We start from the raw sequence: 17214 nt of genomic DNA, 5'->3' as shown, positions 1-17214 counted from the left end.
ACACCATGCAGATCGAAAATCCTCCTACCGAGAAGCGCTACGAAAAGGCCGAAGGCGAACGCCGTGGCCTCGTCATCGTCAATACCGGCGACGGCAAGGGCAAGAGCACGGCCGCCTTTGGCCTGGCCCTGCGCGCCCATGGCCGGGGCAAGGCCGTGAAGATTTTCCAGTTCATGAAAGTGCCCACGGCGCGCTTTGGCGAGCACCGCATGTTCGAGCAGATCGGCATCCCCATCGAGGGCCTGGGCGACGGCTTCAGCTGGAAGAGCAAGGACCTGGAGCACTCGGCCCAGTTGGCGCGCGACGGCTGGGAAAAGGCGCGCGCCGCCATCCTGTCGGGCGAGCATTTTCTGGTGGTGCTGGACGAGATCACCTACCCACTGATCTACGGCTGGCTCCCGCTGGAGGGCGTGTTGCAGACGCTGCGCGACCGGCCCCAGGAGGTGCATGTATGCCTCACCGGCCGCCGCTGCCCGTCCGAGATCATCGAGCTGGCCGACACCGTGACCGAGATGCAGATGGTCAAGCATGCGTTCAAGGCGGGCATCCCGGCGCAGCGCGGCATTGAGGACTAGACCCCCGTGTTGGACCACTGGTTTGCGCCGCTGCTGCCTGCCTGGGCTTTGCCTGCCGCGGCGGTGTGCCTGGGCGTGCCGGTGTTGGCGCTGGCTGTCGACTGGTGGCTGGGCGAGCCCCCCGTCGCCTGGCACCCCGTGGTGTGGATGGGCAAGGTGCTGCAGTGGTGGGGTGAGCGGCTGGCACCCACATCGCCTGTGGCGCAGGATTTCAAGACTTTTTGGCGCTCAGCGCTTATCTGGTGTGCGCTAGTAGCTATTATTTTTATAGTGACTTGGGCGGTGCAGCAGCTGGTGCTGATGTTTCACGGGTTCCTGGCGGCGGCATTGCTCGCGCTGCTGCTCAAACCGCTGCTGGCCTGGCGCATGCTGCGTGACGAGGTGTTGGCGGTGGAGGTGGCGCTGGGCCAGTCGCTGCCTGCGGGGCGCGCGCAACTGTCTCGCCTGGTGAGCCGGGATGTAAGCGCGCTCACTGCCGTGCAGGTGCGCGAGTCGGCTATCGAGTCGCTGGCCGAAAACCTCAACGACTCGGTTGTGGCACCGCTGTTCTGGTTTGCGCTGCTGGGATTGCCGGGCGCTGCGCTGTACCGCTTTGCCAACACGGCCGACGCCATGTGGGGCTACCCCGGCATGCGCGGCGGGCGTTACTGGCAATGGGCGGGCAAGTGGGCGGCGCGGGCAGACGACGTGCTGTCGTGGGTGCCCGCGCGCATCACGGCTTTGTTGTTGGCGGTGATCGCCAAGGGCCTGCCGTTTTCCACACTGGCGCGCCAGGCGCGCAAGACGCCATCGCCCAACAGCGGTTGGCCCATGGCGGCCATGGCGCTGGCGCTGAACGTGCGCCTGGCCAAGCCCGGTGTGTACACGCTGCACAGCAAGGGCCGCAGGGCGGGGCCGCTCGATACGCGGCGCGCTGCACGCCTGGGTACCCACGTGGTGCTGGCCATGGTGCCGGTGGTGACGGCTATTCAGCTGCTGGCGCTGGCGGCCTTTGCGTGGGTGCAGGTATGACATCCTATGGTCTCTTGCTTACCTCGTCATCGCTGCATGGTGGCCCGGACGCTGCGGGCATCCCGGTGTTTGATTTCTCCACCAACAGCAATGCTTGCGGGCCATGCCCCGAGGCGCTGCATGTCGTGCAGGCGGCCGATGCCACGCGCTACCCCGACCCGGCCTACACGGCCCTGCGCGAGGCCCTGGGCGCCTTCCATGGCGTGGCACCCCGGCGCATCGTGCTGGCAGCGAGTGCCAGCGAGTTCATTCACCGCATCACCGCGCTGGCGGCGCAGCAGGGCGCGGTGCAGGTGGCCGTGCCGCTGCACAGCTATGGCGACTATGCCCAGGCTGCGCAGGTGCGCGGGCTGGAGGTGCTGCGCGGTGGTGGAGCATCGGTGGGTTTGCAATGGGCGTGCGAGCCCTCCAGCCCTTTGGGCCAGGAAGATCCCGCAGTGTGTGGGTGGCGGGAAGGGGAGGGCGGGGGCGAAGACGGCGACGCTGCCAGTGCCTTGCGGGTGCTCGACTGCGCGTATGGGCCCTTGAGGCTGGATGCCGAGGCTGCGTGGAAGGGCGCACCGTCGCCGCACCTGCCATCGGCCTGCTGGCAGCTCTGGACCCCCAACAAGGCCCTGGGGCTCACGGGCGTGCGCGCGGCCTATGCCGTGGCACCGCCTGGTGGCGAGGATGCTGTGCAGGCGCTGACGGCCCTGGCGCCTTCCTGGCCCGTGGGCGCCCATGGCGTGGCCTTGCTGCAGGCGTGGACGCAAGCCACCGTGCAGCAATGGCTGCTGCACAGCCTGTGCACCCTGAGCGACTGGAAGGCTCGCCAGCTGGCTCTGTGCATCGACCTGGGTTGGACCCTGCACGCAGGCAGTCTGGCCAACTATTTCTGCGCCCGGCCAGCTACGGCGACGCTGCAGAGCGATCTGGCGGCGCTGCGCGCCAGTGGCATCAAGCTGCGGGACGCAACGTCGTTTGGCCTGCCCGGCACCGTGCGCCTGGGGGTGCTGGCGCCCGCTGCACAAGATGCGCTGCAGGCCGCATGGCTAGCGTTGCGGCGCCGTACCATCCCCAGCAGCATTTCAACCGGTTCAGGAGATATCTCGTGAGAACCATCACCGTCAACCGCTACGTCACGCCGCTGCGTGAAGGTGGCTCCATGCCCGCCATCGTCGAGGGCGATGACCTGGGAACCTACGTGCTCAAGTTTCGGGGTGCAGGGCAGGGCGTGCGCGCGCTGTTGGCCGAGATCATCGCGGGCGGCATCGCCCGTGCGCTGGGCCTGCCCGTGCCCGAGATCGTGCTGGCCCAGCTCGACCCCGCCCTGGCGCAGACCGAGCCCGACCCCGAAATCCAGGACCTGGTCCGCGCCAGCGGCGGCCTGAACGTGGGGCTGGATTACCTCTCAGGTGCGCTCAATTTCGACCCGGCGGTGGACGACGTGTCCGACGATTTCGCTTCGCGCCTGGTGTGGTTCGACGCTTTGGTGGGCAATGTGGACCGCACGGCGCGCAACACCAATCTGCTCATGTGGCACCGCAAGCCCTGGCTCATCGACCACGGCGCTGCACTGACGTTTCACCATGCGTGGAACGGCGTTGTGGCGCTGCCTGCCAAGCCCTTTGCTCCGATTGCCGACCATGTGCTGCTGGCCCAGGCCACGGCGCTGGCGCAGGTGGATGCCGAGCTGGCCGCACGCCTCACGCCCGATGTGGTGGGCGGCATCCTGGCCGAGGTGCCCGATGCGTTTTTGCTGTTGGCTGGTGCAGACCACGACGAAGGGCTGCTGACCGCAGCCATCACCCATCGACAGGCCTATGTGGATTACTTCTGCGCGCGCCTGGCCGGGCGCGCAACCTGGGTCAATGCGTTGAAGGAGGCTGTCGATGCACGCGCCTGAGGTGTACGACTACGCCATCGTGCGCGTGGTGCCGCGCGTGGAGCGCGAGGAATTCATCAACGCGGGCGTGATCCTCTCGTGCCAGCGCACCGGCTTTCTGCAGGCCGCCATCGCGCTGGACGAAGCGCGTCTGCTGGCCATGGACCCGCACGCCGACATCGACACCGTGCGTCGCCACCTGTCCGCCATCGTGGCCATCTGTGCGGGCGACGAAGGCTGCGGTCCCATTGCGCGCCTGCCGTACCGCCAGCGCTTTCACTGGCTCACGGCCCGGCGCAGCGCCATCATCCAGACCTCGCCCGTGCACACCGGCCGCTGCACCGATGCGGCGGCAGCACTCGAACACATCATGGACCGCATGGTCCGCCCACTGCCTTGACTTCAACAACCTCTTCCCCACCGGCCCGTTGCGTGATGGTGCTGGGCACCACCAGTGGCGCGGGCAAAAGCTGGCTCACCACCGCGCTGTGCCGCTACTACAGCAACCAGGGCCTCAAGGTGGCGCCATTCAAGGCGCAGAACATGAGCAACAACGCGCGTGTGGTGCCTGGTCCTGTTGGCGTGATGGGCGAAATCGGCAGTGCCCAGTATTTCCAGGCCCTCGCGGCCCGCGCCGAGCCCGAGGTGCGCATGAACCCGCTGCTGCTCAAGCCCGAGGCCGACACGCACAGCCAGGTGGTGCTGATGGGGCAGGTGAGTGCGGAGCTGACAGCGATGCCCTGGCGCGGCCGCAGCGAAAAGGTGTGGCCGCAAATAGCGGCAGCGCTCGACGCACTGCGCGCCGAGAACGATGTTGTGGTGATTGAAGGCGCAGGCTCGCCCGCCGAAATCAACCTGCACGCCAGCGACATCGTGAACATGCGCGTGGCGCGGCACGCCAATGCGCGCTGCCTGCTGGTGACCGACATCGACCGTGGCGGAGCCTTTGCCCACTTGTACGGCACCTGGGCCCTGCTGCCCGAGGACGAGCGCGCGCTGATCTATGGCTTTGTGCTCAACAAGTTCCGGGGTGACGCCAGCCTGCTGGCTCCGGCGCCGCAGATGCTGCAGGACCTGACCGGTGTGCCCACCGTGGCTACCATCCCTATGCACTGGCGCCATGGCCTGCCCGAAGAGGATGGTGTATTTGACGACCGTAGCACCGCTGCAGGCGCCGTGCACACCACCGTGGCCGTCGTCGCCTACCCGCGCATCAGCAACCTTGACGAGTTTCAGCCGCTCAAAAACGTGCCCGGCGTGCGGCTGCTGTGGGCGCGCAGCCCGGCGGACCTGGGCGGCCTCAAACCCACCGACTGGGTGGTGCTGCCTGGCTCCAAGTCCACTGCCGCCGACCTGGCCTGGCTGCGCGGTCAGGGGCTGGACCAAGCCATTGCGCACCACGCAGGGCAGGGCGGCACCGTGCTGGGCGTGTGTGGTGGCCTGCAGATGCTGGGCGAGGCGCTGATCGACACGGCGGGTATCGACGGCAATGCGCCCGGCCTGGGCCTGTTGCCCCTGGTTACCACCTTCGAGGTCGCCAAAACCGTGCAGCGTACACAGGCGCAGTTTGGTGCGGTGCAGGGGGCTTGGGCGGCATTGGCAGGGGTACCCGTCACCGGCTACGAAATCCACCACGGCCAGACGGCCCAGCACCCGGCCATGGCGGCGAAGGGCGATGTGGCGCGAGAGGTCATCCGTGGCATCGCCTGGCAGAACCCGGCGGGCAATGTGCTGGGCGTTTACCTGCACGGCTTGTTTGAAGACCCTGCCGTTATGAAAGCCCTGTTTGGTGCCCATGCGCCCACGATGGAGGCTGTGTTTGATGGGCTGGCCGATGGCGTTGCCCGGCACTTCGAGTCCGATGTGCTGGACTCCCTTGTCGCGCAATGCGACGCTGAATAGACCCCCAGCGATGGCGCTCGCCTGGGATGCGATGCAGGAACTTCAAGCCAAAATGGCATCTAGCGCTTATCCATCAAGCGTTAGCAGCTATTGAAAAAAGAAGTATCGGCGCATCCCTGGGGTTACGCCAGCGTTGATGCAGCCCTTCATCGACACCGTGGCGATCTGCACCGTGACGACCCACGTGATCATCGTCACCGGGTTTGTTGATGCAGGCGCGCTCACCGCTGCGCGCACGGCCATGCGCGTTCGCCACAAGCGGGAAAACCCCGGCGTAAAACTGAGAACTGAGTCCAGAAATACGGACCGGGCTTGGCTAACATCCGCCAGTTCCGAACGACCGTTCGATTTTTCAACCCTTCCGCGAAGCACTCCATGACCGAATTGCCTGTAAGGCCCTGGCACCCGTCGTACCAGCAGGTGGGCATTGCCCAGGCACTGGAGTCGATACCACATCGCAACCTGGCCGAACTGACCCACGAATGCTGCAAGAAGTGGCAGGCTGAAAGCAAAGTGAAGGCGGCCTTCAGTTGCGTGGTGCCCAACGGCATGAATGGCCGCCTGAGCTTTGAGCAGGTGGACGAACTTTCCGACGCGTTTGCCGGTTACCTGCGTGCCGTGGCGGGCCTGAAGGCGGGCGACCGTGTGGCGGTGCAAATGCCCAATAGCCTGGGCTACCCGGTGGCAGCCCTGGGGGTGTTCAAGGCCGGCTGTGTGCTGGTGAACACCAACCCGCTCTACACCGAGACGGAAATGATCCACCAGTTCAACAACGCTGGCGCCAAGGTGCTGGTGATGGTGGACATGTTTGCCGACAAGCTGCCGGCGGTGCAGGCCAAGACGGGCATCGAGAAGGTGGTGCTGGCATCGATTTCGGAGTTCTTTCCGACTGTGCCGGGCGCTATTGTGCGCGGCGTGCAGCGCTACTGGAACCGGGTGCTGCCGCCGGTGTCGGTGCCCCATGTGCGTCTGAAGGATGCGTTGACCCAGGGGCGCGCCACGCTGGCCAAGACACCTGCCCGCACCTATTGGGAAACCGTGGGCCGCCACGACCTGGCCCTGCTGCAGTACACCGGCGGAACCACCGGCGTGAGCAAGGGCGCAATGCTGACGCACGACAATTTGCTGAACAACATCCAGCAGACCCGCGCCATGGGCCAGACCCACATGGCCATGGGCGAGGAATGCGTGCTGACGGCTCTGCCGCTCTATCACATCTTCGCCTTCACGGCCAACCTGCTGGGCTTTCTGTCGATTGGCGGGCACAACGTGCTGATCCCCAACCCACGGCCGGTGCAGAACCTGCAACGCGCCATGGAGAATTTCCCCGTCACGTGGATGACGGGGGTCAACACCCTGTTCAACGGCCTGCTGAACGAGGAGTGGTTCGTGGCCTACCCGCCCAAAACCCTCAAGGCATCCATCTCGGGCGGCACCGCGCTGCACACCACGGTGGCGCAGCGCTGGCGCGAGCTGACCAAGACGCCGATTGCCGAGGGTTACGGCCTGACCGAGACCGCGCCGGTGGTGAGTTTCAACCCGCTGACCGGCACGCCCCGCGACGGCAGCATCGGCATTCCCGCCCCGGGCACGGACGTGCGCCTGGTGGACGACCACGGCCAGGACGTCGCAGCCGGCGCGCCGGGCGAGATCTGGGTGCGCGGCCCGCAGGTGATGAAGGGCTACTGGAACGCCGAAGAAGAAACCGCCAAGGTGATGAACAACGGCTGGTTCGCCACCGGCGACGTGGCGGTGATGGACGAAGGCGGCTTCATGCGCATCGTGGACCGCAAGAAGGACATGATTTTGGTGTCGGGCTTCAACGTGTACCCCAACGAGGTGGAGGACGTGATCGCCGACATGGACCATGTGCTGGAGGTGGCCGTGATCGGCGTGCCCGACGCCAAGACCGGCGAAGCGGTGCGTGCTTACGTGGTGCAGAACCCGGACCATGCCAAGGAGGTGATGCCGGCAGACGTGATCGCCCACTGCAAGCAGCACCTGGCGGCCTACAAAGTGCCCAAGCTGGTGGTGGTGCGCGACGAACTGCCCAAGAGCCCCGTCGGCAAGGTGCTGCGCAAGGACCTGCGCAAGGCCGTGGCGCAAGAGCTGAACCGCGGTTGAGCCCCACCCCTTCACCCTGACAAAGAGAACTCCAACATGATCTCCGAATTCGAGACCAAGCTGCTGGGCATCATGATGATCGTCATCATGCTCGGCATGGGCGCGTCGCTCACCTGGCGCGACTTTCGCATCGCCTTTCGCAAGCCCAAGGGCGTGATGGTGGGCCTGCTGTGCCAGTACGGCATCATGCCGCTGCTGGGCTTTGTGCTGGCCAAGGCACTGGACCTGTCACCCGGCCTGACGGTGGGCCTGATCCTCATGGCCTGCATGCCGGGCGGCACCACCTCCAACATCTTCACCTACTTCAGCAAGGCGGTGCTGGCGCTGTCGATCATGATGACCTCGGTGTCCTCGCTGGTCGCGCTGGGCATGGTGCCCGCGCTGCTGGAGTTTTACTCGCAGCTGGCCGGGCTGAGCGGCGACTTCAAGATCCCGGCGGGCAATGTGGCGCAGGTGCTGTTCGTGCTGCTGGTACCCACCGTCCTCGGCATGGTGCTGCGCAAGCTCAACCCCAACATCGGAGCCACGATTGAACTGCTGGGTGGCATGCTGGGGGTGGCGGTGATTCTGTTCCTGGTGTTCACCTGGATCCCGCGCAACCACATGCTGCTGGCCGGCACCCCGTGGTACGTGTTCTTTGCCGCCATCGGGCTGGGCATCTTCGGCATCGGGCTGGGGTATGTACTGGCCCGGCTGCTAAAGCAGGACCCGAACCGCAGCCGCACCATCGCGCTGGAGACCGGCATTCAGAACGGCCCGCTGGCCGTGCTGATCGTGACGCTGACCTTCACCGGCCCCATGCAGCAGGAGGTGCTACTGATCCCGGTGCTGTACTCGCTCTTCATCGTGATCACCTCCAGCATCGTGACGGTGTTCTTTCGCCGCAAGAGCGTGGCCGAAGCACTGGCCCGCGACCGCGCCAAGGACGGTTCGGTGCTGGCCAGCTGAGGGCCGGTACTTGAATGAATGGGGTGCACTGGGCTGCTACCATTCGCAGCCTCAGGTGCCCAATGCCGCTTGGCGGCAACGGGAGAATCGGGAAGGCGGTGCAAATCCGCCGCGTGCCCAACGCTGTAAGGACGATGCCCCGCACAAATGCCACTGGCGGCCTGGTGCAGTGTTTCACGCTATCTGACACATAAAAAGGCGTCTTTTCGGCCCTGGCTGCATTGCAAATCCTCGCGATACCGTCTGGTATCGCTGTGGTTTGCGCCTTGCCAGAACCAAAAATCCATCCTTTTTATTTGTGCCATCCAGCGCAAAACACTGCACTCGCCGGGAAGGTGTGCGCAGGCAGACGACTCCAAGCCAGAAGACCGGCCTGAGCAATTCTTGGCGCTGCAAGGCCGGGCAGCGCTGCCACTATTCACGCTCAGGGGACTGCCATGAATACCACTGCGGCGGCGCAAGCCACGCCCAGCGTTCACGCCTACACACAACAGGCCTGCGACGCCCTTACCACTCCATCTTTCCACGCCATCGTGTTACGCCGCGATGTGCGCGGGCAGTTTCTGCCCACACCCGTGCCCGATGAGGTGCCCAGCCGCATCCTCACCGCCGCGCACACGCCCCGGTGGGCTTGATACCACCCTGGATCTTTCTGCTGGTGCAGCGCGACCCATCGGCCGCCCCGCGCAGGCGCGAAGCTGTCGCCTGACACTGAATCCAAGCACCGGCCTGGCTGGGCCTGGTGCGCACCGCCATCCACGCGCGGGCCCCTGTGTGCGGGCCGCGCCTCACACCCATTGAATATTGAACACGCCATGACCGCCAACCTCCCTCTGATTGCCGACATTGCCAATCCCATGCTCACCCAGGCGCTGCAACACAAGCTGGACCACAAAACCAAACCCCTGGGCTCGCTCGGGCGCCTGGAAGCCCTGGCGCTCACGCTGGGGCAGATTCTGGGCACCGAAACACCGGTGCTGGAGCAACCGCAGATGGTCGTCTTCGCCGCCGACCACGGCCTGGCCGCGCGCGGCGTGTCGGCTTTTCCGAGTGACGTGACCTGGCAGATGGTCGAAAACTTTCTGGCGGGCGGCGCCGCTGTCAGCGTGCTCGCGCGCCAGCATGGCCTGGGCCTCACGGTGGTGGATTGCGGCGTGGCCCGCGACATCTCTCCGCGTGAATCTGCCCCCTGCCAGCCGCGCCTGCTGCTGCGCAAGGTGGCGCCCGGCTCGCAGGATGCATCCGTCGGCCCCGCAATGAGCGCGGAGCAATGTGCGCAGGCCCTGGCCAACGGGGTGGACGTGGTGCGAGGGCTGCCCGGCAACGTCTTGTTGCTGGGCGAGATGGGGATTGCCAACACATCGGTGGCATCGCTGCTGCTAGCACGCCTGGCGGGCCTGCCGTTGGCCGAGGTGACGGGCGCGGGCACAGGACTGGACGCGGCGGGCATTGAACGCAAGCGCGCCGTGCTGCAGCAGGCGCTGGACGCCAACGCCCGCGCAACCAGCCCGCTGGATGCCCTGGCTGCCCTGGGCGGTTACGAGGTGGCGACCATGGTGGGCGCCGTGCTGCAGGCCGCCGCCGAGCGACGCGTGATTGTGGTGGACGGCTTCATCACCAGCGCCGCGGTGCTGGTGGCCAGCCGCCTGCAGCCTGCGGTGCTGCAGCGCTGCGTGTTTGCCCACCGCTCGGGCGAGCGCGGTCACAGCCTGATGCTGGCGCAGATGCAGGCTGAGCCATTGCTGGATTTGGGTTTGCGGCTGGGCGAGGGGTCGGGCGCCGCGTTGGCTTGGCCGTTGCTGCAGTCGGCGTGTGCGGTGCTGGCAGAGATGGCTAGTTTTGAGTCGGCCGGTGTAGCCACCCAGACGGCTTGATTCTCCAGAGGATCAAGCCACCACGGTACGGTTGCGCCCGTCATCCTTGGCACGGTACAGCGCTGCGTCCGCACGCGACAGCATGCCATCTAGTGTTTCGTGTGGTCCCGTCCAGCTGGTCAGCCCGATGCTGACTTGGCAGTCCAGGGGATGACCCGCGGCCAGCGTGGCGTGGATGCGCTGGGCCACACCCTGCGCGGCGGCGGTGTTTGCGCCGGGCAGCAGCACCAGAAACTCCTCGCCGCCGTAGCGCCCCAGCCGGTCTGCGCGGCGGAGCACTTGGCGGGTGCGCTCGGCAAAGTGCACCAGCACTGCATCCCCGTGCTGGTGGCCACGGGTGTCGTTCACGGCCTTGAAGTTGTCCAGGTCCAGCATCATGATGGATGGCCCGTTGCCGTAGCGTTGCGCCCGCTCCAGTTCGTCTTCACAGCGTTGCAGCAGTGCGCGGCGATTCAGGGTGTTGGTGAGGGAGTCGTGGGTGGCCAGGTGTTCCAGCTCGGTACGCAGGCGGTCGGTGGCCATCAGCACCGCGCCGATGGAGAGCATCAGCACCGTGATCACATAGGCCCCGATATATAGCGTCTGCAATAGCGAGGGCTCCATCAGGTCTGCGCCAGCATTGCCGGTCAGGATGGAGATCAGCCGCATCGCCAACACCACTATGTGCAAGGCCAGCACCACTTCCACCAGCCTGACCGGAAAGTTGCGCCCGCCATGGCGCAACATAAAGCGCATCTGCGCAACGTAGATGACCCCCATGACTACGGTGAAAAAGCCGACCCGCAGTGCGTAGTTGGGCATCCAGTAGGTGAGCACGATGAACACGAACGTGGTGCCTACCATCAGCCAGTTCCAGGGGCGCCAAGTGGTGGGCTGACCCATAAAACTGCGTGTGCCCATGTAGTAGGTGACGGTGCCCAGCACCAGCAATTGGTTGGCCAGCACCAGGCTGAGCCAGTCTGGGATAAGCCCGCGCGCGCCGAACAGCGCGGTGGATAGCAGCCACAGCAGGGGTGCTGCCGCCCAGGCACCCACGCCCCGGATCGATGGCGGGTAGTAGCGCCGCATGAACAGCAGCACGATGGCCATGATCGCGGACATGACGCCCGCCATGGCGATCATGGAACGTGGGTCGAGGTTCATGCGTGGAGCAGTGACGTGGCGTGCCTACGTAAGAAATTGTTTCTTTGTCCCGAGGCCAGTATAGCGACGCAACTGCTGCTGGTGGTCGCGTGATTTTTGGCACCCAAGATCCCTTTGCGGGCCATTGGTGGTGCAGCCACGTCGTCCCACCGAGGGCCGTCCTGCACGAAGTTGGTGAAACTTTGATGCAGTGTTCAAAAACATTGTGTGCAAATTTGGCACGGGGTTTGCGTACATCCGTGGCATGCACACCTTCAGCCCCAGCCACGCACGCGAACGCGACGAGGCCACGGCCTGCGGCTGCCGCGAGCGCCGGGCGCTGAGTGACGCCATGCACCTGCGCGATGCCCGCGAGGCCGCGCGCCTCATGCTCGCGCATCTGGTGCGTATCGAAACGCAGCGGGAGTTCACGCCCCCGGCCAGCGATGTGCGCGATCGTGCGCAACTCCTGGGCTTCTGAATCGCGATACATCGCCATGCGCCAGCTGCTCGTCATCAACCCTAACACCTCGGTCAGCGTCAGCAACTTGCTGCAGCAGCATGTGCAGGCGGCAGCAGGTTCGCATGTGGCGGTGCGTACGGCCACGGCCCGCTTTGGTGCGCCCTACATCGCTTGCGAGGCCAGCTACGCCGTGGCTGGCCATGCAGCGCTGGATGCCTGGTCGAACGAACTGGCGCAACCCCACCCGCAACCCGACGCCGTGCTCATCGGCTGCTTTGGCGACCCGGGCCTCATGGCGCTGCGCGAGAGCAGCCCCGTGCCCGTGACGGGCCTGGCTGAAGCCTCCTTCATCGAAGCTGCCCGCCATGGGCGGTATGCGATTGTCACGGGGGGCGAGCGCTGGGGGCCCATGCTGCAGCGCCTGGCACAGGCATTGGGCCACGCGCACGCGCTGGCTGGCATCCACACGGTGGCGCCCACTGGCGCTCAACTTGCCGCCGACCCCGAAGCTGCCCGCACGCTGCTCTCCCAGGCCTGCAGCGATGTGGTGCGTCAGATGGGCGTGCAGGCCGTCATCCTGGGCGGCGCGGGGCTGGCGGGCATGGCCGCTCTGGTGCAGCACCAGGTGGCGGTGCCGGTGATTGACAGCGTGGTGGCGGGGGCGACCTGGGCGCTGAGTGCGCACCCCGTGTCGCCGGAGCGCAAGATGGCGGGATTCGATGTGGCGTGGGCGGGTGTTTCGGGGGAGATGGCGGCGCTGGGCTACGCGTGAGATTGTTGACATCTGAAACACGTGGCGCTGGAGTCTCAGCCATGTCTACCGCGAAACAATACGTGCCATCCTAGACAAACGCCCCAACGTTTTGCGGCATCTTGCCGATTGACATCTGCAACGACTATCGCGCGGGCATCCAGAAGTTTGTGGACAAGAATTTTGAGTGAAATATGCTCCTAGCGCTTATCCATAAAGCGCTAGGAGCTATATAAATAATAGCAATCTAACGTGTTTAACTAGGGCGTCAACGTCTTCGGCTGGTAGTCGCAATACGGCACCACCGCACATTCCCAGCAACGCGGCTTGCGTGCCTGACACACATAGCGGCCATGCAAGATAAGCCAGTGGTGTGAATCCACCGCATAGGCAGGCGGCACGCGCTTCATCAGCTGCATTTCCACCGCCAGCGGGTTCTTGCCTGGCGCCAGGCCCGTGCGGTTGCTCACGCGAAAGATGTGGGTGTCCACCGCCATGGTGGGCTGGCCAAAGGCCACATTCAGCACCACGTTGGCGGTCTTGCGGCCCACGCCCGGCAGGGCTTCGAGTTCTTCCCGGGTGCGCGGCACCACGCCGCCGTGTTGTTCCACCAAAATCTGGCAGGTCTGCATCAGGTGTTTGGCCTTGCTCTTGTACAGGCCAATGGTCTTGATGTAGCCCTCCAGCCCTTCGAGGCCCAGGTCCAGGATGGCCTGCGGTGTGCCCGTTGCGGGGAAGAGTTTGCGGGTGGCCTTGTTCACGCCCACATCCGTCGCCTGTGCAGACAGCAGCACGGCGGCCAGCAACTCGAACACCGTGGTGTATTCCAGCTCCGTGTTGGGCAGGGGATTGGCGGCCTTCAGGGTGGCGAAGAAGGGTTCGATCAGCGCAGTTTTCATCGTGTGGTTGGGGTGGTACCGGGAGCGGCAATTCAAGGCTACTGCATTGAACGCGGAAGCAAGAACTCAGCGGCTGCGTTGTATCGGCACGCACAGCCAGCAGGGGAACCGGCCGGTGGCCGGGTCCACCGCAAAGTCTTCGTCATAGATTTCCAGCGCCGAGCGGGGCGCCCATTCCCAGCCTTCGGGGATCTGCCCCGGGACGGCCATTTGCGCCCACGCAGCGGCGATCTCGGACCCTGTGCCCTCGAAGTCCAGGCAGGCGTAGTCGCCGCCCTCATAGTCCATCACCTGCACATCGGGCCCGGTGCGCAGGCCCACACCGACCTGCACGGCCGCATCGTAGCGGCACTGCTCGGGCGGAGTGCAGGCCGGGTTGTCGTGGCTGAAACCGTAGAACTTGGGGCGGGGCTCATCCAGCCGGTTCGCAGCGCACCAGGCGCCAAAGCGCTCCCACAGCTGGGTCAGGCCGGGATGGCCGGACGCGCCAGTGTGGCGCATGGTGGCCAGGCGCATGCGGGGGAGGGTGCGGATGGTAAGAGGCATGGGGCGTCCTGAGGTCCGTGAATAGGCCGACGCAGTGTAAGCCGCAGGAAACCTGCACGCCAATTGGCGACAATGCGTGATCCTTTGAAAACCACCCCGTCCACGCCATGCAATTTGCCGACCGCCTGAACAACGTAGAAACCTCCGCCATCCGTGAGCTTTTCAAGCTGCTGGGCAAGCCCGGCATCATCAGCTTTGCAGGCGGCTTCCCCGACAGCGCCATGTTTGACGTGGACGGCATCCGTGCAGCCAGCAATGCGGCCTTGACGGAAGAGCCCGGCGCTGCGCTGCAATACGGCGCGACCGAAGGCTACAACCCGCTGCGCGAGCAATTGGCTGCCTTCATGGCCAGCAAGGGCGCCCAGGACGTGGCGGCCGATAACCTCATCGTCACCACCGGCAGCCAGCAGGCGCTGGACTTGCTGGGCAAGACGCTGATCAGCCCCGGCGACAAAGTCATCGTGGAAGGACCGACTTTCTTGGCCACCATCCAGTGCTTTCGGTTGTATGGCGCCGAGCTCATCAGCGCGCCCATCGACGGCAACGGCGTGAAGACCGACGAGCTGGAAAAGCTCATCGCCGAGCACAAACCCAAGTTCGTCTACCTGATCCCCACCTTCGGTAACCCCAGCGGCGCCATGCTGAGCCTGGAACGCCGCAAGGCCGTGCTGGAGATGGCTGTGAAGCACAACACCCTGATCGTCGAGGACGACCCCTACGGTGACCTGTACTTCGGCGAAGCCCCTCCTCCCAGCCTGCTCAACCTGTCGGCCACGGTGCCCGGCAGCCGCGAACTGCTCGTGCACTGCGGCAGTTTGAGCAAGGTGCTCTCGCCCGGCCTGCGCGTGGGCTGGATGATTGCCCCGGCCGAGCTGCTGGGCAAAGCCACCATGTGCAAGCAGTTCAGCGACGCGCACACCAGCACCTTTGCTCAGGCCACAGCCGCGCAGTACCTCAAGGCCGGCCGCATGCCTGCCACGCTGGCCAACGTGCGCAAGGTGTACGCCGAGCGCGCCCAGGCCATGGGTGATGCGCTGCGCAAGGAGCTGGGCGATGCCATCGAGTTTGTGCAGCCCCAAGGCGGCCTGTTTGTGTGGGCGCGCCTGACGGGTGCGGGCGGCAAAGTGGCCGACGGCAACGTGCTGGCCAAGCGCGCCATTGAAAAGGGCGTGGCCTTTGTGCCCGGCACGCCGTTCTTCTGCGCCAATCCGGACCACGCCACGTTCCGCCTGTCGTTTGCCACCGCCGACGTGGACAAGATTCGCGAAGGCGTGGCGCGGCTTGGTCAGGCGATCTGAAGCGTCGATGTCAGACGACAACGACACCGCCGACATCCTCCAGCGCCTGGAAAGCCTGGAGATCAAGGCCAGCTTCACCGAAGACCTGCTGGACCAGCTGAACATGACCATCTACCAGCAGCAGCAACTGATCGACCGGCTCACGCATGAGGTCATTCAGCTGCGGCAGCAGGCGCCTGATGGTGGCGCGGGCGGGCCGCGCAACCTGCGTGACGAGTTGCCGCCGCATTATTGAAGAGAGAGAACGCCCGCCCATGCCATTCCCCACGCTCCACAAATCAGCGCTGACTCTGTGCGCAGCGGGCGTGGCACTGCATCTCTACACGGTCTTTGTCAAGGCGGATGGCGGGATGGGCGTCGGCGCCTTTCTGATCGGCCTGTTTCTTTGGTCTTGCGCGCCTTACGCCATCGCAGCGGTGCTGGCATGGAGACGTCTGACGCCGTGGGGGCTGGGGGCTGCCGCGGCATGCCTGGCGGGCGATGTATTCATGCACTACTCCGTCTTCGTCGCCCCCAAGGGATCGACTGCTGCGATCGGCCTGCTGGTCATGCCGTTTTGGAACCTGGTTGCCATTGGGCCGGCGGGCGCGTTGCTGTTCTGGCTGGCGCACCGGATTTTTGGCCGCCAGCGTGGTGCTGAGGCTGATTGAGCTTCAGGCCCGCACCGTGCGCCAGGCCGCAGCCGCCAGTTCGCTGCGGTAAGTATCCGGTGAGGGCAGGGCGCCCTGGCCGGCGCGCTCTGACAGCCACGCCCTGCAATAGCTCTGCACCGGCCCCATCACCAGCGACGGCATCAGCTCACAAGGCAGGTTGCGCAACGCGCCCGATTGGCGGTGGGGCTCGAACCAGGCCAACAGCGCCTGGTTGCGGCGCCGCGCGGCCTCGGCCAGGTCGGGCGTTCGCGGGCCTGCGGCCACGGCGCCGCGTGCCTGGAACAGAAAACCCGCCCGCTCGGGTTGCGCCACCACCCAGTCCAGATAGCCCGTGACCAAGGCCTGCACGCCCGCTTCGACGCCCTGGGCGGCATCGAGCTGTGCCTGCACGCTGCGCGACTGGTCGTGAAAGATGTCGAAGAACAGCGCGGCCACGATGCCGTCGCGGTTGCCAAAGTGGTGATAAATGCTGCCCACGCTGGCCCCGCAGCGGGCGCGCACGCCGTCGATGGTGACCGCGTCCACGCCGCCTTCGGCCGCGCAGGCGAGGGCGGCGTTCAAGATGTCCTGGCGACGGTCGGTGGGGGCGTCGGCAGGGTTGTTGGAAGGGCTAGGGGTGATTCGGCTTGCCATGGAAGCAGATTCTAGAATAAAGTTCTAGAAAAACCTTCTATACCTCACGAGACGCCATGAATTCCTCTGCCGCCACCGCGCCCGCACCTTCCGTTGCCATGTCACCCACGCCTGGCGCTGCTCGGTATCCGCACCTGCTCGCGCCGCTCGACCTGGGTTTCACAACGATCAAGAACCGGGTTTTGATGGGCTCCATGCATACGGGGCTGGAGGACGGGCGAGACCTCACGCGCATGGCGGCGTACTTCCGCGAGCGGGCTGAAGGCGACGTAGGGCTGATCGTGACGGGCGGCTTTGCACCCAACATCGCGGGCTGGGCCAAGCCGTTTGCGGGCACGCTGGCGACCTCGGGCGCGGCCAAGCGTCACCGGGTGGTGACCGACGCCGTGCACGGTGCGGGCGGCAAGATCGCGCTGCAGATCCTGCACACGGGGCGCTACGCCTACCATCCGCTGGCGGTGGCGCCCTCGCGGCTGTAGTCGCCCATCTCGCCGTTCACACCGTTCGCGCTGTCGGCGCGCGGGGTGGAGCGGCAAATTCGTGCGTTTGTG

The 17214-nt window shown here is 65.6% G+C and carries 19 protein-coding genes, 1 pseudogene and 1 riboswitch; of the genes and pseudogenes, 16 read left to right on the top strand and 4 right to left on the bottom strand.

Features of this window, described 5'->3' with window-relative positions:
* Positions 1-5 precede the first annotated feature (5 nt).
* The 10 genes from cobO (at position 6) to cobT (ending at position 10298) form a co-directional block, all read left to right on the top strand.
* On the top strand, positions 6-575 hold the full coding sequence (gene cobO / locus ACK4OE_RS11430; RefSeq protein ID WP_409884929.1) for a cob(I)yrinic acid a,c-diamide adenosyltransferase: 570 nt from the start codon (positions 6-8) through the stop codon (positions 573-575).
* A gap of 9 nt (positions 576-584) precedes the next feature.
* The gene (cbiB, locus tag ACK4OE_RS11425) at positions 585-1586 is read left to right on the top strand and encodes an adenosylcobinamide-phosphate synthase CbiB (protein WP_409884961.1); all 1002 of its coding nucleotides are present in this window, start codon (positions 585-587) and stop codon (positions 1584-1586) included.
* Positions 1583-2680 (top strand): aminotransferase class I/II-fold pyridoxal phosphate-dependent enzyme, encoded by a 1098-nt coding sequence (locus tag ACK4OE_RS11420; RefSeq protein ID WP_409884928.1) that lies wholly within the window; start codon positions 1583-1585, stop codon positions 2678-2680. Before cbiB ends, ACK4OE_RS11420 begins: the two co-directional genes overlap by 4 nt.
* On the top strand, positions 2677-3471 hold the full coding sequence (locus ACK4OE_RS11415) for a HipA family kinase (RefSeq protein ID WP_409884927.1): 795 nt from the start codon (positions 2677-2679) through the stop codon (positions 3469-3471). Before ACK4OE_RS11420 ends, ACK4OE_RS11415 begins: the two co-directional genes overlap by 4 nt.
* On the top strand, positions 3458-3850 hold the full coding sequence (locus tag ACK4OE_RS11410) for a DUF3037 domain-containing protein (protein WP_409884926.1): 393 nt from the start codon (positions 3458-3460) through the stop codon (positions 3848-3850). The genes ACK4OE_RS11415 and ACK4OE_RS11410 overlap by 14 nt, the downstream gene beginning before the upstream one ends.
* A 35-nt stretch (positions 3851-3885) precedes the next feature.
* Positions 3886-5352 carry a cobyric acid synthase gene (locus ACK4OE_RS11405; protein WP_409884960.1) on the top strand — a complete coding sequence of 489 codons (1467 nt, stop codon included), beginning with the start codon at positions 3886-3888 and terminating at the stop codon, positions 5350-5352.
* 375 nt (positions 5353-5727) lie between these two features.
* Positions 5728-7476, top strand: a complete 1749-nt coding sequence (locus ACK4OE_RS11400; RefSeq protein WP_409884925.1) for an AMP-binding protein — start codon at positions 5728-5730, stop codon at positions 7474-7476.
* A gap of 36 nt (positions 7477-7512) precedes the next feature.
* Positions 7513-8424, top strand: coding sequence for a bile acid:sodium symporter family protein (locus tag ACK4OE_RS11395; protein WP_409884924.1), 912 nt, complete (start codon positions 7513-7515; stop codon positions 8422-8424).
* Positions 8425-8460: 36 nt separating this feature from the next.
* Positions 8461-8816: riboswitch (cobalamin riboswitch) on the top strand.
* Between the two features lie 45 nt (positions 8817-8861).
* The gene (locus ACK4OE_RS11390) at positions 8862-9059 is read left to right on the top strand and encodes a hypothetical protein (protein WP_409884923.1); all 198 of its coding nucleotides are present in this window, start codon (positions 8862-8864) and stop codon (positions 9057-9059) included.
* A 180-nt stretch (positions 9060-9239) separates the two neighbouring features.
* Complete coding sequence (cobT, locus tag ACK4OE_RS11385) at positions 9240-10298, top strand: nicotinate-nucleotide--dimethylbenzimidazole phosphoribosyltransferase (protein ID WP_409884922.1); 1059 nt, start codon at positions 9240-9242, stop codon at positions 10296-10298.
* Between the two features lie 12 nt (positions 10299-10310).
* On the opposite strand, the gene ACK4OE_RS11380 is transcribed toward cobT, so the two are convergent.
* Complete coding sequence (locus ACK4OE_RS11380) at positions 10311-11441, bottom strand: GGDEF domain-containing protein (protein ID WP_409884921.1); 1131 nt, start codon at positions 11439-11441, stop codon at positions 10311-10313.
* Between the two features lie 190 nt (positions 11442-11631).
* Here ACK4OE_RS11380 and ACK4OE_RS11375 point away from each other — a divergent pair, with 190 nt between their 5' ends.
* Both ACK4OE_RS11375 and ACK4OE_RS11370 read left to right on the top strand, forming a co-directional pair.
* Positions 11632-11901, top strand: a complete 270-nt coding sequence (locus ACK4OE_RS11375; protein ID WP_409884920.1) for a hypothetical protein — start codon at positions 11632-11634, stop codon at positions 11899-11901.
* A gap of 16 nt (positions 11902-11917) precedes the next feature.
* Positions 11918-12655 (top strand): aspartate/glutamate racemase family protein, encoded by a 738-nt coding sequence (locus ACK4OE_RS11370; protein ID WP_409884919.1) that lies wholly within the window; start codon positions 11918-11920, stop codon positions 12653-12655.
* A gap of 239 nt (positions 12656-12894) precedes the next feature.
* Here the strand turns inward: ACK4OE_RS11370 and nth are convergent, their stop codons facing one another.
* Positions 12895-13533: an endonuclease III gene (gene nth / locus ACK4OE_RS11365; protein ID WP_409884918.1), complete on the bottom strand. Its 639-nt coding sequence runs from the start codon at positions 13531-13533 to the stop codon at positions 12895-12897.
* 66 nt (positions 13534-13599) lie between these two features.
* Complete coding sequence (locus ACK4OE_RS11360; RefSeq protein WP_409884917.1) at positions 13600-14079, bottom strand: GyrI-like domain-containing protein; 480 nt, start codon at positions 14077-14079, stop codon at positions 13600-13602.
* Positions 14080-14186: 107 nt separating this feature from the next.
* Between ACK4OE_RS11360 and ACK4OE_RS11355 the strand changes: the two genes are divergently transcribed.
* From ACK4OE_RS11355 to ACK4OE_RS11345, 3 genes are all read left to right on the top strand, one after another.
* Entirely contained in the window at positions 14187-15377 is a 1191-nt protein-coding gene (locus ACK4OE_RS11355; protein ID WP_409884916.1) for a PLP-dependent aminotransferase family protein, read from the top strand.
* 7 nt (positions 15378-15384) lie between these two features.
* Complete coding sequence (locus ACK4OE_RS11350; protein WP_409884915.1) at positions 15385-15612, top strand: SlyX family protein; 228 nt, start codon at positions 15385-15387, stop codon at positions 15610-15612.
* Positions 15613-15682: 70 nt separating this feature from the next.
* Positions 15683-16027, top strand: a complete 345-nt coding sequence (locus ACK4OE_RS11345; protein WP_409884914.1) for a hypothetical protein — start codon at positions 15683-15685, stop codon at positions 16025-16027.
* Between the two features lie 3 nt (positions 16028-16030).
* On the opposite strand, the gene ACK4OE_RS11340 is transcribed toward ACK4OE_RS11345, so the two are convergent.
* On the bottom strand, positions 16031-16663 hold the full coding sequence (locus ACK4OE_RS11340) for a TetR/AcrR family transcriptional regulator (RefSeq protein ID WP_409884913.1): 633 nt from the start codon (positions 16661-16663) through the stop codon (positions 16031-16033).
* Between the two features lie 98 nt (positions 16664-16761).
* Between ACK4OE_RS11340 and fadH the strand changes: the two are divergent.
* Positions 16762-17214, top strand: a pseudogene (fadH, locus tag ACK4OE_RS11335) (NADPH-dependent 2,4-dienoyl-CoA reductase); the annotation flags it as partial.

This window comes from Acidovorax sp. (assembly GCF_046314175.1).
In the GTDB taxonomy this organism is placed as follows: Bacteria; Pseudomonadota; Gammaproteobacteria; order Burkholderiales; family Burkholderiaceae_C; genus Acidovorax.
This window is presented reverse-complemented; position numbering and strand designations above follow the sequence as displayed.

Coding starts and splice junctions, on each gene's coding strand:
- cobO (WP_409884929.1), top strand. CDS start 6: ATGCAGATCGAAAATCCTCCTACCGAGAAGCGCTACGAAAAGGCCGAA.
- ACK4OE_RS11420 (WP_409884928.1), top strand. CDS start 1,583: ATGACATCCTATGGTCTCTTGCTTACCTCGTCATCGCTGCATGGTGGC.
- ACK4OE_RS11410 (WP_409884926.1), top strand. CDS start 3,458: ATGCACGCGCCTGAGGTGTACGACTACGCCATCGTGCGCGTGGTGCCG.
- ACK4OE_RS11405 (WP_409884960.1), top strand. CDS start 3,886: ATGGTGCTGGGCACCACCAGTGGCGCGGGCAAAAGCTGGCTCACCACC.
- ACK4OE_RS11400 (WP_409884925.1), top strand. CDS start 5,728: ATGACCGAATTGCCTGTAAGGCCCTGGCACCCGTCGTACCAGCAGGTG.
- ACK4OE_RS11395 (WP_409884924.1), top strand. CDS start 7,513: ATGATCTCCGAATTCGAGACCAAGCTGCTGGGCATCATGATGATCGTC.
- ACK4OE_RS11390 (WP_409884923.1), top strand. CDS start 8,862: ATGAATACCACTGCGGCGGCGCAAGCCACGCCCAGCGTTCACGCCTAC.
- cobT (WP_409884922.1), top strand. CDS start 9,240: ATGACCGCCAACCTCCCTCTGATTGCCGACATTGCCAATCCCATGCTC.
- ACK4OE_RS11380 (WP_409884921.1), bottom strand. CDS start 11,441: ATGAACCTCGACCCACGTTCCATGATCGCCATGGCGGGCGTCATGTCC.
- ACK4OE_RS11370 (WP_409884919.1), top strand. CDS start 11,918: ATGCGCCAGCTGCTCGTCATCAACCCTAACACCTCGGTCAGCGTCAGC.
- nth (WP_409884918.1), bottom strand. CDS start 13,533: ATGAAAACTGCGCTGATCGAACCCTTCTTCGCCACCCTGAAGGCCGCC.
- ACK4OE_RS11360 (WP_409884917.1), bottom strand. CDS start 14,079: ATGCCTCTTACCATCCGCACCCTCCCCCGCATGCGCCTGGCCACCATG.
- ACK4OE_RS11355 (WP_409884916.1), top strand. CDS start 14,187: ATGCAATTTGCCGACCGCCTGAACAACGTAGAAACCTCCGCCATCCGT.
- ACK4OE_RS11350 (WP_409884915.1), top strand. CDS start 15,385: ATGTCAGACGACAACGACACCGCCGACATCCTCCAGCGCCTGGAAAGC.
- ACK4OE_RS11340 (WP_409884913.1), bottom strand. CDS start 16,663: ATGGCAAGCCGAATCACCCCTAGCCCTTCCAACAACCCTGCCGACGCC.